Annotated in this window: 12 protein-coding genes; 8 read left to right on the top strand and 4 right to left on the bottom strand. The window is 67.5% G+C overall.

The window, feature by feature from the left end; translation table 11 throughout:
• Complete coding sequence (locus F0Q34_RS15865; RefSeq protein WP_149813216.1) at window positions 1–1,263, top strand: MFS transporter; 1,263 nt, start codon at window positions 1–3, stop codon at window positions 1,261–1,263.
• A gap of 71 nt (window positions 1,264–1,334) precedes the next feature.
• Here the strand turns inward: F0Q34_RS15865 and F0Q34_RS15860 are convergent, their stop codons facing one another.
• Window positions 1,335–2,393, bottom strand: coding sequence for a glycosyltransferase family 4 protein (locus F0Q34_RS15860; protein ID WP_149813215.1), 1,059 nt, complete (start codon window positions 2,391–2,393; stop codon window positions 1,335–1,337).
• Between the two features lie 215 nt (window positions 2,394–2,608).
• Here F0Q34_RS15860 and F0Q34_RS15855 point away from each other — a divergent pair, with 215 nt between their 5' ends.
• The 5 genes from F0Q34_RS15855 to parE all read left to right on the top strand — a co-directional run bounded on the left by F0Q34_RS15855 (window position 2,609) and on the right by parE (window position 9,067).
• Window positions 2,609–4,306: an ABC transporter ATP-binding protein gene (locus F0Q34_RS15855; RefSeq protein WP_241665527.1), complete on the top strand. Its 1,698-nt coding sequence runs from the start codon at window positions 2,609–2,611 to the stop codon at window positions 4,304–4,306.
• Window positions 4,307–4,320: 14 nt separating this feature from the next.
• Complete coding sequence (locus F0Q34_RS15850; RefSeq protein ID WP_149813213.1) at window positions 4,321–5,739, top strand: alpha,alpha-trehalose-phosphate synthase (UDP-forming); 1,419 nt, start codon at window positions 4,321–4,323, stop codon at window positions 5,737–5,739.
• A 47-nt stretch (window positions 5,740–5,786) separates the two neighbouring features.
• Window positions 5,787–6,350, top strand: coding sequence for a nucleoside 2-deoxyribosyltransferase (locus F0Q34_RS15845; protein WP_149813212.1), 564 nt, complete (start codon window positions 5,787–5,789; stop codon window positions 6,348–6,350).
• Between the two features lie 149 nt (window positions 6,351–6,499).
• Window positions 6,500–6,982 (top strand): DNA starvation/stationary phase protection protein Dps, encoded by a 483-nt coding sequence (dps, locus tag F0Q34_RS15840; RefSeq protein ID WP_149813211.1) that lies wholly within the window; start codon window positions 6,500–6,502, stop codon window positions 6,980–6,982.
• Between the two features lie 84 nt (window positions 6,983–7,066).
• Window positions 7,067–9,067, top strand: coding sequence for a DNA topoisomerase IV subunit B (parE, locus tag F0Q34_RS15835; protein ID WP_149813210.1), 2,001 nt, complete (start codon window positions 7,067–7,069; stop codon window positions 9,065–9,067).
• Window positions 9,068–9,101: 34 nt separating this feature from the next.
• Here the strand turns inward: parE and F0Q34_RS15830 are convergent, their stop codons facing one another.
• From F0Q34_RS15830 to F0Q34_RS22365, 3 genes are all read right to left on the bottom strand, one after another.
• Window positions 9,102–9,611, bottom strand: a complete 510-nt coding sequence (locus F0Q34_RS15830) for a DUF4347 domain-containing protein (protein ID WP_161600899.1) — start codon at window positions 9,609–9,611, stop codon at window positions 9,102–9,104.
• Window positions 9,612–9,835: 224 nt separating this feature from the next.
• Window positions 9,836–11,881, bottom strand: coding sequence for a response regulator (locus F0Q34_RS15825; protein ID WP_206668048.1), 2,046 nt, complete (start codon window positions 11,879–11,881; stop codon window positions 9,836–9,838).
• Window positions 11,882–12,122: 241 nt separating this feature from the next.
• The gene (locus F0Q34_RS22365) at window positions 12,123–12,335 is read right to left on the bottom strand and encodes a DUF1289 domain-containing protein (RefSeq protein ID WP_277755289.1); all 213 of its coding nucleotides are present in this window, start codon (window positions 12,333–12,335) and stop codon (window positions 12,123–12,125) included.
• Window positions 12,336–12,432: 97 nt separating this feature from the next.
• Between F0Q34_RS22365 and F0Q34_RS15815 the strand changes: the two genes are divergently transcribed.
• Both F0Q34_RS15815 and folB read left to right on the top strand, forming a co-directional pair.
• Window positions 12,433–13,209 (top strand): SDR family oxidoreductase, encoded by a 777-nt coding sequence (locus tag F0Q34_RS15815; RefSeq protein ID WP_149813206.1) that lies wholly within the window; start codon window positions 12,433–12,435, stop codon window positions 13,207–13,209.
• Window positions 13,209–13,601 carry a dihydroneopterin aldolase gene (folB, locus tag F0Q34_RS15810; RefSeq protein ID WP_241665520.1) on the top strand — a complete coding sequence of 131 codons (393 nt, stop codon included), beginning with the start codon at window positions 13,209–13,211 and terminating at the stop codon, window positions 13,599–13,601. Before F0Q34_RS15815 ends, folB begins: the two co-directional genes overlap by 1 nt.
• Window positions 13,602–14,128 lie beyond the last annotated feature (527 nt).

Raw genomic sequence — 14,128 nt, 5'->3', positions numbered from 1 at the left:
ATGAACATAACGCGATCCCGGCCGTTTGGCCAGAATTACGCCTTTGTCGTGGTGGCGGCGATCTTCCTGGCCCTTCTGGCGGCGGCCGGCGCGCGGTCAGCGCCCGGGGTGCTCATCCTCCCGCTGGAGGAGCATTTCGGCTGGGGCCGGAGCGTCACCGCCCTGTCGGCCGGCGTCGGCATTTTTCTTTACGGCATGGTCGGGCCTTTCGCGGCGGCGCTGATGAACACGCTCGGCCTGCGGCGGACGGTGCTTGGCGCCCTCGCCCTGATGTCGCTCTCGGCCGCGGCCAGCTCCTTCATGACGCAGCCCTGGCACCTGTTGCTGAGCTGGGGCGTCTTTTCCGGGCTGGGCTCCGGCGCGGTGGCGCTGGTGCTGGGCGCGACCATCGTGAACCGCTGGTTCGTCCGCAACCGCAGCCTGATGATGGGCCTGCTGACGGCCAGCACCGCGACCGGCACCCTGGTCTTCCTGCCGGTGCTGGCTTGGCTCGCCCAGGAAGGCGGCTGGCGCCCGGTGGTGATCGCGGTCGCCGTGGTCCTGGCGGCGATGATCCCGGTGATCTGGCTGCTGGTGCCGGAACGCCCCGCCAGCATCGGCCAACTGCCCTATGGCGCCACCGCCGCCACTGTCGAGGCGCCGCACAAAGGCATGGTGACGGCGGCCCTGGGCACGCTCCGGCGCGCGGCCGCCACGCGCACCTTCTGGTACCTGTTCGCCACCTTCTTCATCTGCGGCTTCACCACCAACGGGCTGGTGGGCACCCACCTGATCGCCATGTGCGGCGACATGGGCATCCCCGAGGTGCAGGCGGCCGGGCTGCTGATGCTGATGGGGATCTTCGACCTGGTCGGGACCACCCTTTCAGGCTGGCTGACCGACCGCTACGACCCGCGCAAACTGTTGTTCGTGTATTACGGGCTTCGCGGCCTCTCGCTGATCTACCTGCCCTTCTCCGACTTCTCCTATTACAGCCTGGTTCTGTTCGCCGTGTTCTACGGGCTGGACTGGATCGCCACCGTGCCACCCACCTTGCGGCTGGCCACGGAAGCCTTCGGGGAGCGGGATGCGCCGGTGGTGTTCGGCTGGATCGCCGCCGGGCACCAGATGGGCGCGGCCAGTGCCGCCTTCCTGGGCGGCGTGCTGCGCGACACGCAGGGCGACTACCTGACCATGTTTCTGCTGGCCGGCAGCACCGGGCTGGTGGCGGCGGGCCTGTCCGTGATGATGCGGCGCGGGCACGCCGTGGCGCAGGCGGCCTGACCGGACGAACCGGCATGAAAAAGCCGCCCTGGATTTGGTCCAGGGCGGCTAAATCTCCGCAAAAGCCTGTCTTAGCGCGCCACGGCCCGGAGTTGCGGCTTACCGTTGCTGGCCACCAGCTCCTCATAAACGGAGACGTAATCCTCGGCCATGCGGCGCGCGGTGAAGCGCTGCTCGAACTGGGCGCGGACCTTGGCGCGGTCGAGGCTCGGGATGCGCGCCACCGCGGCCACCGCCTCATCCTCGTTATCGACCACGAAGCCGGTCAGGCCATCCTCCATCACCTCCGGCACGGAGCCGCGCTTGAAGGCGATCACCGGCGTGCCGCAGGCCATGGCCTCGATCATCACCAGGCCGAAGGGCTCGGGCCAGTCGATGGGAAACAGCAGCGCATGGGCGCCGGACAGGAACTCCGGCTTCTGGCTGTCGCTGATCTCGCCGATGAACTCCACATGCCCCTGGCTCATCAGCGGCGCGATCTCGCGGTCGTAATAGGCGCGGTCGGCACTGTCGATCTTGGCAGCGACCTTCAACTTCACGCCGGCGCGGGCCGCGATGCGGATCGCCTTGTCCAGCCCCTTCTCCGGCGAAACGCGGCCCAGGAAGGCGAAATAGGCCTGCTCCACCGGCTGCGGGGTCAGGCGGTCCTGCGGCATGCCGTGCAGCACGGTGCGCACCCAGTTCAGGGCCGGGATCGGCAGGCGCTGATGATCGGAGATCGAGACAAAGGGCGTCCGCCCATAGGTCTCGTAGATCATCTTGAACTCGGGCAGGTCGAGCCGGCCATGCAGCGTGGTGAGGAAGGGCGTGGACTGCCGCTCCAGCAGCCCGAGGGGGAAATAGTCGATATGCGAGTGGATGATGTCGAACTCGCCGGCGCGACGGGCCACCATCTCGACCATGCGATGGTAATGCGCCACCCAGTCCTTGACCGTGGGATCGAGGCGCAGCGCCTGATCCCGCATGGCGGCCAGCCTTGCCGAGGTGATGGAATCGCCGCTCGCGAACAGCGTGACTTCGTGGCCCATCGCCACGAGTTCCTCGGTCAGGGAGGACACCACGCGCTCGGTCCCGCCATACAACTTCGGTGGAACAGCTTCAAACAAAGGCGCGATTTGCGCGATACGCATCAAGGCGATCCCTCTTCACAACCAGGCTGGTGCCACTACTTGCGAGGAGCCGTCACCAAGCGCGGCTCGACTTGTTTCCGCCTGTATCGGTCAACAAGATAGGAATTGAATATGGCGAAAGCGAGGCTGGCATGACTGCGAAAGGCGCGGCCCCGCTATCACCCTGGCGTTTCCTTTTCCGGCATGTTCGCCCCCGCCTGCTTGGCCACTTGCTGGTGTTCGCCGCGGTGCTGGCCGCGGTGTTGTGCAGCATCGCCGCGCAGTTCGGCCTCAAGCAGTTGATCGACCTCATCGCCGCCGGGCCAGGTGGTCCCGCCGCATCCGCCGTGTGGCGGGCTTTCGCCGTCCTGTGCCTGCTGATCGCGGCCGACAACCTGCTGTGGCGCGTCGCGGGCTACGCGGCCACACACAGCTTCACGGCGACGGCGGGCCGCATCCGCGAGGCGCTGTTCGCGCATCTTCTCGGCCACAGCCCTTCCTTCTTCGCCGACCGCCTGCCCGGCGCCCTGGCGGCCCGCGTTTCGGCGACCGCGGTATCCGCCTTCGGCACCGGCAATGTGCTGGCCTGGGGCGTGCTGCCCCCCGCCGCCGCGGCATTCGGCGCGATCATTGTCACGGCCCATGTGCATCTCGGCCTGGCCGCCGGCCTGGCGGGGTGCGCCCTGTGCATCGGGCTGGTGTTGTTCCGCATGGCGCGCCGCACCACCCCGCTGCACCGCCTGCATGCCCAGCGCGTCGCCGCCCTGGATGGGGAGATGGTGGATGTGGTCGGCAACATCGCCACCGTCCGGGCCTTCGGCGCGGCATGGCGGGAACAAGGCCGGATCGGCATGGCGGTGGAGGAGGAAGTCGCCTCCCACCGCCGGAGCCTGTGGTCGATGGAATGGCTGCGGCTGCTGCATGCCGGGATGACCGTCATCCTGGTGGCCGCCACCCTCGCGGCCGGATTGTGGCTGTGGCAGCAGGGCCGCGCCTCCGTGGGGGATGTGGCGCTCCTGGCCACCTTGTCGCTGACCATCCTGAACGCCACGCGGGACCTGGCCGTGGGGCTGGTGGAGCTGACGCAGCTTTCCGCCCGGCTTGACGAGGCCCTGCGGGCCCTCCTGGTGCCGCATGCGCTGCGCGACCGTCCGGATGCCAAGCCGCTGCGGCCGGGTGCGGGCAGCATCCGGCTGGAAGGTGTCCGCTTCGCCTATCCGGGGCGCGGAACCGTGCTGGATGGGCTGGACCTGGTGGTGCCGGCCGGCCAGAAGCTCGGGATCATCGGTCCTTCCGGCTGCGGCAAGTCGACGCTGCTGGCCCTGTTGCAGCGTTTCCATGAGCCCGATTCCGGGCGCATCCTGATCGACGGCCAGGAACTCGGCGCCGTGACGCTGGACAGCCTGCACCACGCCCTTGCCGTGGTGCCGCAGGACACCGCCATGTTCCACCGCTCCGTGGCCGACAACATCCGGTATGGCCGTCCGGACGCGCAAATGGCCGAGATCCGCCGCGCGGCCGCCATGGCACATTGCGCCGACATGATCGCCGACCTGCCGGAAGGCTTCGACACGGTGGTGGGCAACCGGGGCGTCAAGCTGTCGGGGGGACAAAGGCAGCGCCTCGCCATTGCCCGGGCGCTGCTCAGCCCCGCGCCGGTGCTGCTGCTGGACGAGGCGACCAGCGCCCTCGACAGCGACAGCGAAAGGGCGGTCCGGGACGGGCTGGAGGAGCTGATCCGGGACCGCACCGTGATCGCCGTGGCGCATCGCCTTTCGACCCTGCAAAATTTCGACAGAATCATCGTGCTGGATCGGGGCCGGATCGTGGATGACGGCACTCCGTCCGAGCTGGCCCTCCGCCACGGCCCGTATCGCGAAATGCTGCAACAGCAGCAGGGCGGCCTGGTGCCGGACCTGCCGGAGGCAGCCTAGAAGGAACGGCGTCGATGTCGCGACTGGTGGTGGTGTCCAATCGCGTCGCCCCGATCAATGAGGGCGAAGCGACGGCAGGCGGCCTCGCCGCCGGGGTGATGGATGCGCTGCGCCATTCCGGCGGGCTGTGGTTCGGCTGGTCCGGCCAGACCGTGCCGGATGCGGTGGTGCCGCCCGACAGCCTGGCACCGGGCCTGCCGCCGGCCGTGGCCCGCAGCGGGCCGGTGACGCTCTACACCACCGACCTGACGCAGCGCGATTATGACGATTATTACCGTGGCTTCGCCAACGGCACGCTGTGGCCGACTATGCACTACCAGACCGGCCTCGCCCGTTTCGAGCGGCGCGAGTTCGAGGGCTATCGCCGTGTTAATCGTCATTTCGCCCGGCATCTCGCCGCCCTTGTGACGCCCGGGGACGTCATCTGGGCCCATGACTACCACCTGATGGAGCTCGCGGCCGGCCTGCGGGAACTCGGGATGCGCAACCGGATGGGGCTGTTCCTGCACATCCCCTTCCCCGCGCCCGCCGTGCTGGCCACGATCCCCGTCCATGCCGAACTGGTACGGGCATTGTGCCAGTACGACCTGATCGGCTTCCAGACCGAGCCCGATCGCCGCGCCTTCGCCGACTATCTGCGGCAGGAGGCGGATGGGCAGGAACTGCCTGACGGGACGCTGCTGGCTTTTGGGCGCACCGTCCGCACGGGCGTTTACCCCATCGGCGTCGATGTGGATGCGTTGCGCGGCGAGGCGGCGCATGCCGATGCGCCGGAACTGACCGCGCTGCGCGCCGGGCTGGGCGACCGCGCCCTGGTGATGAGCGTCGAGCGGCTCGACTACTCCAAGGGCCTGCGGCAGCGCTTCGCGGCCTATGAGCGCTTTCTGGCCGAAAGCCCCGAATGGCGGCGGCGCGTGGAATATGTGCAGATCGCACCCCCTTCCCGTTCCGACATCGAGGCCTACCAGGCCATCCGGCGCGAACTGGAAGGCGAGGCGGGCCGCATCAATGGCCGTTTCGCCGAGCTGGATTGGATGCCCCTGCGCTACCTCAACCGCTCCTTCCCGCGGCGGCGGCTGATGCCGCTTTATGCCGCGGCGCGGGTTGGGCTGGTCACGCCCCTGCGCGATGGCATGAACCTAGTGGCCAAGGAATATGTGGCGGCGCAGGACCCGGCCGATCCCGGCGTGCTGGTGTTGTCGCAATTCGCCGGGGCCGCGCGTGAGCTCGACACGGCCTTGAGGGTCAATCCGCATGACGAGGCCGGCGTGGCGGCCGCGCTGCGCCAGGCGCTCGCCATGCCTCTCGCGGAGCGGCGGGAACGCCACGGGGCCATGCTGCGGGTGATGCGGCACAACAGCCTTGAACGCTGGCGCGACCGGTTCGTGGGGGATCTGCGCGCCCTGGAGGCGGGTGCGGCAAGCGCGGCCTGAAGGCGGCGAAGCTAGGCATCCGCGAAGCGACGGGGCAGATTGGGGGCATGCGCATCTATCTTGCCGGCCCTGATGTCTTTCTGCCCGATGCCGCCCGCGCCTCGGCGGCCAAGAAGGCGATCTGCGCCCGCCATGGCACCGTGGGCGTCTTTCCGACGGACCCCATCGAGGACGCCGCGGCCGATGCCGCGCCCGAGCGCTTCCTGGAAATCTATCTCCGTAATGAGGCGCATATCCGCGCCTGCGATGCCATGATCGCCAACCTGACCCCGTTTCGCGGGCCCTCGGCGGATGCCGGCACCGTGTATGAGGTCGGCTTCATGCGCGGCCTGGGGCGGCCGGTCGCCGGCTACACCAATGATGCCCGCGATTTCGCCGCCCGGACACGCGCCTTCCTGGGTTCCGCCGCCCGCCAGGGCGCCGGGGGCTGGACCGATGCGGAGGGGCTTAGCCTTGAGGATTTCGGGCGGCATGATAACCTCATGATCGATGGCGGCATCCTGGCCGCCGATGGCCTGCTGGTGGCGCGAACCGTTCCGCCCGGCGCCCGCTGGACGGACCTGGAAGGGTTCGAGGCCTGCGTCGCGGCCCTGATGCGCGGCGGGGCTTGACCATGCCGGGCCTTCGCTAGCCCATCCGGCGAAGTCACGCTCATGGTGAAACCGGCCGGAAGGCCGTGCGCTAATCCACCACTGTCGGCATGTCGCGGCTTCGGCCGATTGCGATGTGCGCTGCGAATATCGTCCTGAGGAGATAAAAGATGAGCCTGCACCCCAACCGGAATGATCTGGGCGAGAACGCGAAGAAGGTGTCGATTTCCGTGCTGAACGGCACGTTGGTGGATGCGCTTGACCTCACCAATGCCGTGCGCATGGCGCATTGGACGATGCGGGGCCCGAACTTCATCGGCCTGCACGAGATGCTCGAAACCTTCTACAACGAACTCTTCGCCACCACCGACGACGTGGCCGAGCGCCTGGTGCAGCTGGGTGGCACGCCGTCCGGCACCAGCCAGCTCGTGGCCGAGAAGAGCCGCCTCGCCCCTTATTCCCAGGAAACGGTTCACACGATGGATCATGTCCGGGAACTGGCCGATCGCTTCGCCAGCCTCGCCAAGACGGTGCGCGAAGGCATCAGCAGCACGGATGATGCCGGCGACGCCGACACTGCCGACCTGCTGACCGGTCTGTCCCGCGATCTCGACAAGAAGCTGTGGATGCTGGAGTCGCATCTCGAAAACTGATCGGAACCGCGCCGCGACCCTTCCCCAGGGTTGCGGTGCGGGCACTGCCTTGGCTAGTTTGCACCCTGAAGGTGTGAACAAGACATGAACGATCTGTTTGGGGGCCGCGGCGCCAAGGCGCAGGCCGGCAAGACGGAGGCCGCGGCCTCCTACTCCGCCAAGGACATCGAAGTTCTGGAAGGGCTGGAGCCCGTCCGCCGCCGTCCCGGCATGTATATCGGCGGCACGGACGAGAATGCCCTGCACCACCTGGCGGCCGAAGTCCTGGACAATGCCATGGACGAGGCGGTGGCAGGCCATGCCGACCGCATCGAGGTCACGCTGGAGCCCGACAACTGGCTCACCATCCGCGACAATGGCCGCGGCATCCCGACCGACCCCCACCCCAAATTCCCGAAGCTGTCGGCCCTTGAGGTGATCCTCACCACCCTGCATTCGGGCGGCAAGTTCTCGGGCAAGGCCTATGACACCTCCGGCGGCCTGCATGGCGTCGGCTCCTCCGTGGTGAACGCGCTGTCGGAGCGGTTGGAGGTGGAGGTGGCGCGCGACCGCACCCTGTTCACCCAGGCCTATTCGCGCGGCAAGCCCCTGGGCAAGCTCAAGAATGCCGGCGCGGTGCACAACCGGCGCGGCACCACGATCCGCTTCCGCCCGGATGACGAGATCTTCGCCGGGCTGCGCTTCTCGGCGGCGCGGCTGTTCCGCCTTTGCCGCTCCAAGGCCTATCTGTTCCGGGGGGTCGAGATCCGCTGGTCCTGCGACCCGGCGCTGGTGCCGAAGGGACAGGAAGCCGAGATCCCGTCCCAGGCGGTGCTCCACTTCCCGGGAGGCCTGTCGGACTTCCTGGCGGTGGCGATCGAGGGCCGCGGCACCGTTATTCCCACTCCCTGGGCCGGCGAGGCCACCTTTCCGCAAGGGGCCGGCCGCGCCGAATGGGCGGTGACCTGGCTGGAGCACGGGGATGGCTTCCTCCACACCTATGCCAACACCATCCCGACGCCGCAGGGCGGCACGCATGAGGCCGGCCTGCGCAACGCGCTGGTCAAGGGGCTGCGGGCCTATGGTGAGCTGAAGAAGGAACGCCGGGCCGGCAACATCACGGCGGATGACGTTTTTGGCGGCGTGGCCGGCATGCTGTCGGTCTTTGTCCGCGATCCGCAGTTCCAGGGCCAGACCAAGGACAAGCTGACCAGCCCTGAGGCGTCCCGCCTCGTCGAGGCCGGCTTGCGGGACCAGTTCGACCATTGGCTGGCCGGCGATCCGGCCACGGCCGACAACCTGCTGGCCTATGCGGTGGAGCGCGCGGAGGACCGGATCCGTCGCCGCGAGCAGAAGGACACGCCCCGCAAGACCGCGACCCGCCGGCTCCGCCTGCCAGGCAAGCTCGCCGATTGTTCACGCGAATCGGCCGAGGGTACCGAGCTGTTCCTGGTGGAGGGCGATTCGGCCGGCGGTTCCGCCAAGCAGGCCCGCGACCGGGAAACCCAGGCGGTTCTTCCTCTGCGCGGCAAGATCCTGAACGTCGCTTCCGCCTCGGCCGACAAGCTGCGGCAGAACCAGGAATTGAAGGACCTGATCGAGGCGCTGGGCTGCGGCGCCGGGGACAGGTTCGACATGAAGCGGCTTCGCTATGGGCGGGTCGTCATCATGACCGATGCGGATGTGGATGGTGCCCATATTGCCGCCTTGCTGATGACCTTCTTCTACAAGGAACTGCCGGAGCTGGTGCGGCAAGGCCGTGTTTACCTGGCCCAGCCGCCGCTGTACCGGTTGGCCACAGCGGGCAAGACGCTCTACGCGATGGATGATGTGGAGCGCGAGAAGCTGTTGAAGCGCGCCTTCAAGCCCAACCAGAAGGTGGAAGTCAGCCGCTTCAAGGGCCTCGGGGAGATGCCGCCGGCGTCCCTCAAGGAAACAACCATGGACCCGCGCAAGCGGACCCTGCTCAGGGTCGTGCTGCCTCCAGAAGAGCGCGCGGCCACCTCGGAACTGATCGAGGCGCTGATGGGCCGGAAGCCGGAACTGCGCTTCCGCTTCATCCAGGACAATGCGGCGCGCCTTGAGGTGGAAGCGCTGGACGCCTGACGCCGAACGGCGTCAGGCCGCGCTCATCGAAGGCTCAGGTGCCGGCGGCCATGTGTGCGCCTTGTTCAGGCGCCGCCGCAGTGACAGCCGCAACTGGCATTGGCAGCCCGATGGCCGGCACCAGGACCGGCCGCTTCATCATCTGGTCGGTGATCACGCTACGGCCGGTGGCCTGGGCCAGGCGGTGCGCCAGGTATCGTCCGGCCACGCCGGCCCCCGGCAGGCCCAGAAGATGAATCCTGGCTTCCAGAGCCAGGGACGCTGCCAAACAGCCCAGAATGTGCGATGCATTGTCCAGGGCTGTGCCATCCAGCACGGTCTGGCCCAGAAGAAGCAGGCCCGGGCTGCCATGGCCGAGCAGGGTAAGCCCAGCCAGAGGCGCGTAATCCGCAGCCACCTCGGCGATCTGCGCCAGCCTATCCTTTCCCGCGTCCAGGATCAACACGGCGGCATCTGGCCCCGCGGCGATCAGATGGGACGGCCAGCCGGTGACACGGGAATCGATCACCAGCAGATGGTCAGGACGTGGCGCAATGTCGGACATCGGGGGAAGCATTCCTTCTGGATGCCTCATTCTGCGCTGCCACCGCTGAATAAACGGTTGACGCACTCCCCTTCATGCTTTGCGCGGAACGACAATCCTTTTCCGTGGGGCTGTGTAACGGCATACCCGGGCAATCGATGGCGACAAGCCTGCTGAATCCACCGTGCGAAAGCGCCCTGCCGCCTGGGTCGCGCCGTCAGCGGGCGCGCCCTAAATTCGCAGGCTTACGGGTTTTCCAGCAGGGCGTGCACGCGGATCGTCAGGTCATCCATGGCGAAGGGCTTCACCACCATCTCCATGCCTGGCGCCAGGAAGCCTTCGCCGCGTGCCGCCGCCTCCGCATAGCCGGTCATGAACAGGACCCGCACATCCGGCTGGCGCTGCCGCAGCATTTCGGCCAGCTGCCGCCCATCCGGCCCCGGCAGGCCGATGTCGGTAACCAGCAGGTCGATCCGCGACAGCTTCTCGATCAGGCGCTGCCCCGAATGGCCATCCTCCGCCTGAAGCACGGCATAGCCATGCTCGGAAAGCACTTCCACCACCAGCTGCCGCACCACCGGATCGTCCTCGACCACCAGCACCACCTCGCCGCCGGACGTCGGCGGCGGTCCGGAAAGCGATGAGGCTGCGGGCGGCTCCACCGGCATGCGGTCATGCCGCGGCAGGTAAAGTTCCACCATCGTGCCCTCGCCCGGACGCGACAGGATGCGCACCGTTCCCTTCGACTGTCGCGTGAAGCCGTAGATCATGGACAGCCCGAGCCCGGTGCCCTGCCCCAGTGGCTTGGTGGTGAAAAAGGGCTCGAAGGCGCGCTCCACCACCTCGGGCGGCATGCCGCAGCCGCTGTCGATGACGCGGATGCACACGTAATCCCCTGGCTCCAGGTCGCGCAGCGAAGGGATGCCACCTTCATGGCGGGTGCTGGACGTGGCGATGGTCAGGGTGCCGCCATCGGGCATGGCATCGCGGGCATTGATGGCCAGGTTCAGCAGCGCGTTCTCCAGCTGATTGGAGTCGCACAGCGTGTTCCAGAGGCCATCCTCAAGCGCCAGCTCCAGCCGGATCGCTTCCCCGCAACTCCGGCGCAGCAGGCTGCGCAGGCTTGCGATCAACTCGTTCGGCTGCACCGGACGGGGATCGATCGGCTGCCGCCTCGCGAAGGCCAGCAGCCGGTGGGTCAAAGCCGTGGCACGGCTGGCGGAGGCCGATGCACTCTTCAGAAAGGGCCCGACCGCCGCCAGGCGCCCCTGGGCGATGCGCGTCTGGATCAGGTCCAGGGAGCCGCTGATGCCTTGAAGCAGGTTGTTGAAGTCATGCGCGATCCCGCCCGTCAGCTGGCCGATCGCTTCCATCTTCTGGGCCTGGCGCAGCGCGTCCTCGGCACGCTCCAGCTCCGCCGTCCGGTGCGCCATGCGGGTCCGCAACGCCGCTTCCTCGGCCTGCCGCTCCTCGGCGTTCCGCAATTGCCGGCCGACATCCTGGGCCAGGGCGATGTCTCCACCGCTCCAGCTTCGTGGCGCCTCTGAGTGCAGGAACAGGATGGTGCGCAGGTCCTCGGTGCTGCCCAGCGCCACCGTCAGCGTGGCCCCCGGCATGCCAGGGGTGTCTGAGCCGGTGTCATGGACCGCCAGCACGAAGCCGTCAGGCGCTGTCCTGAGATGGTCGCCGAACGAGGCGAGATCCTGCCTGCCGGCGAGGCTCGGCATCGACCCCAGGGTCCAGTCCTGGGTGATCTCGACCTGCCGGCCATCTTCCAGCATGCGCCCGAGGCCGATGCGCCCCGCTCCCAGCAGGGTGCCGAGCCGCGGCGCCACCGCCTGCAAAGCCATGTCGGGGGGATCGAAGGTCAGGAGCTGCGCCAGATCCAGCAGCAGCGCCATGCGCTGCTCGCGCAGGCTTCGCGCGGTGCATTCGAGGCAGGAGCCCAGAACGCCCAGCACGGCGCCATCGGCCGCCATGATCGGCGCCAGCGCCACCATCACATACCGGGGCGCGGCGCCGGGCAAGGTTGCCAGCGCCACCTCCGGAAGCAGCACCGTCTGGCCCCCATAGGCGCGGGCGAGCGCCGCCGCATCCGGGCCGGGGTCCTGGCCGAAACGGAAGCTCGCGCCCGGCAAGGGCACGGTGCCGCTGTCGAACAAGGCCAGATAGGCCTCGTTGCAAAGCAGCCTGTGCTCATCTCCCCAGATCACAAAGCCGGGCCCCGGGGTGGCCAGCATCGCGCGCACCGCGTTCTGCAGGGGGATCGACCATTGCGGCGTGACCTTCAACAGGTCGCGCCAGTCCTGTCCGCTGCCGAAAAACAGGGGATCGGATGCGTGCCCAGAGACTGCAGGAAGGATCAGGCCCGATTGGCCCATTGCGAGGTCCACGGATGAAAGCGTCGTTTCTGCCGGCGCTGAGGTGGTGTCCGGTTGCCGCCGGGGGCGCAGCGAACCGAGGCCTTGATCGCGAAGCCCTGCCCCTCACGAGATTGTGCCTAAAGTCTTGATCAAAAGATAGTGTTAACCCTCAGACCGCCGACTTCTTTTTGCCTGCCGAATGCCCCACGGCATGGCCTGTTGCGGCCAGCGCCTCCAACCTTGGGGTCAGGGCGGCCAGGATGGCTCCCCGGTATTCCGGGACCTTCTTCCAGCTTTTCTTTTCGGGCTTCGTCATGCCGCAGCCCAGGCACCAGCCGGTGCAGTCCTCGTAGCGGCAGATCTTGATGCAAGGTCGTTCCATGGAACCGTAGATAGGCCGAGGCCCAGCCCTGCCCAGGGACCACGGCCGATGCCGGCGCCACTGGACGCGGTGGATCACGGAACACACCATTCGGGCCATGGAGTCGCAGATCCCTTTATCCGTCCCCCGGACGGCACTGGTCACCGGAGCCTCGCGCCGGCTCGGCCGAGCCATCGCTCTTGAACTGGCCGCCGCCGGCTTCGACCTCGCCCTGCATCATGGGCACAGCGCCGCCGAGGCCGAGATTGTGGCGGAGGAGGTTCGCCAACTCGGCCGCCGCGCGGCCGTCCTGCAGGCCGATTTGGAGCAGGAGGCCGAGACCGGGTGCCTGGTTCCCGAGGCGATCTCGGCGCTGGGCTCGGTGGGAGTGCTGGTGAACAACGCTGCCACCTTCAGGCGGGATGAGTGGCACGACGCCAGCCGCGCCAGCTGGGATCATCACCTGGAGCCCAATCTCCGCGCCCCCTTCGTGCTGACCCAGGCCATGGCCCAGGCCTTGCCGCCGGACGCCCAGGGCGTGGTGATCAACATGCTGGACCAGCGCGTCTGGTCGCTGACGCCGCATTTCGTCAGCTACAGCGTCTCCAAGGCGGGATTGTGGGCCCTGACACAGAGCCTCGCCTTGGCACTCGCTCCCCGGATCCGCGTCAACGGCATCGGGCCGGGACCCGCCTTGCCCAGCCCAGGCCAGACTGCCAGCCAATTCGCGGCGCAGGCCGCTTCCACGCCCTTAGGCCGTGGCACCAGCCCGGAGGAGGTGGCGCGCGCCGTCATGGCCATTCTGTCCCTGCCGGCCATGACCGGCCAAATGATCGCCCTGGATGGCGGGCAGCATCTGCAATGGTCGCCGCAACGCCGCCAGGAGGCCCCCTGATGCCGCATTCCGGAAGCGAGGCAGGCTTGCGGCGGGTCTTCATCCGCCGCCTGTCCGTGGCGGCCCGCCTGGGCATCTATCCGCAGGAACAGCAGCTTGCCCAGCGGGTTTTCATTGATCTGGAACTGCTTGTCACCGAGGGCGACTCCGCCGGCGGCATCGGCGCTGACCGGCTGGACCGGGTGGTGGATTACGCCGCGGCCGCGGAACTCGCCCGGCAGGAGGCGACCAGGGGACATACCGCGCTGGCGGAAACCCTGGCCGAGCGCATTGCTGCCAGGCTGCTGGAAAGCGATCCGCGCATCCGGCAGGTAGAGGTCACCGTGGAAAAGCCGGACATCCTCGCGGATGCTGCCGGGGTTGGGGTCACGGTGACCCGCTGCGCCATGTGAGCCTGGAAGCTCCGCCTGCCCGTTGTTTCAGCATCTCGCCTGGAGGCATGGCTCGCAGGCGCCCCGCCATGGCCCTGTGCGTGGCGAGGTTCACCTTCAACACGATTGCGGTAGTCATGTCAGGCATTCCAGAGATGCATATCAGATAGGCTTTTTGCGCATGACTGCTGACCAATATCGGAAGCCGTGTTTCCATGTGGCGCGGCCGAAATGGCGTGGTCCAAGTTACATGTCATCCAGGGCTCTGTGCCACATTCTTCATAAGGCAGAACGGGCAGCGGCATCTTCGTTGCGGCCCTGGCTCCACCTCGGACCAAATGGAAAGCGTCAAGCTACAGATTTATTATCACGCATTCGTGATGCTTGATTTGGGATGAGAGCCGGAAATCATCCACCGCTTCATGCCACTCCAGAGCAGCACCGCAGCGTCAACCGGATTGTTGATCTTGACGTTGTTTCCACAAGCATTATGGCGTCATATCGAGATATATCAATTACTTAGAAATTTGCCCAAGGCTTGGGCAAGA

This window comes from Teichococcus oryzae, from assembly GCF_008386565.1.
In the GTDB taxonomy this organism is placed as follows: Bacteria; Pseudomonadota; Alphaproteobacteria; order Acetobacterales; family Acetobacteraceae; genus Pseudoroseomonas; species Pseudoroseomonas oryzae.
Note: the sequence above shows the minus strand (reverse complement) of the source record. Positions and strands in the feature narration are given on the sequence as shown.

Coding starts and splice junctions, on each gene's coding strand:
- F0Q34_RS15865 (WP_149813216.1), top strand. CDS start 1: ATGAACATAACGCGATCCCGGCCGTTTGGCCAGAATTACGCCTTTGTC.
- F0Q34_RS15860 (WP_149813215.1), bottom strand. CDS start 2,393: ATGCGTATCGCGCAAATCGCGCCTTTGTTTGAAGCTGTTCCACCGAAG.
- F0Q34_RS15850 (WP_149813213.1), top strand. CDS start 4,321: ATGTCGCGACTGGTGGTGGTGTCCAATCGCGTCGCCCCGATCAATGAG.
- F0Q34_RS15845 (WP_149813212.1), top strand. CDS start 5,787: ATGCGCATCTATCTTGCCGGCCCTGATGTCTTTCTGCCCGATGCCGCC.
- dps (WP_149813211.1), top strand. CDS start 6,500: ATGAGCCTGCACCCCAACCGGAATGATCTGGGCGAGAACGCGAAGAAG.
- parE (WP_149813210.1), top strand. CDS start 7,067: ATGAACGATCTGTTTGGGGGCCGCGGCGCCAAGGCGCAGGCCGGCAAG.
- F0Q34_RS15830 (WP_161600899.1), bottom strand. CDS start 9,611: ATGTCCGACATTGCGCCACGTCCTGACCATCTGCTGGTGATCGATTCC.
- F0Q34_RS22365 (WP_277755289.1), bottom strand. CDS start 12,335: ATGGAACGACCTTGCATCAAGATCTGCCGCTACGAGGACTGCACCGGC.
- F0Q34_RS15815 (WP_149813206.1), top strand. CDS start 12,433: ATGGAGTCGCAGATCCCTTTATCCGTCCCCCGGACGGCACTGGTCACC.
- folB (WP_241665520.1), top strand. CDS start 13,209: ATGCCGCATTCCGGAAGCGAGGCAGGCTTGCGGCGGGTCTTCATCCGC.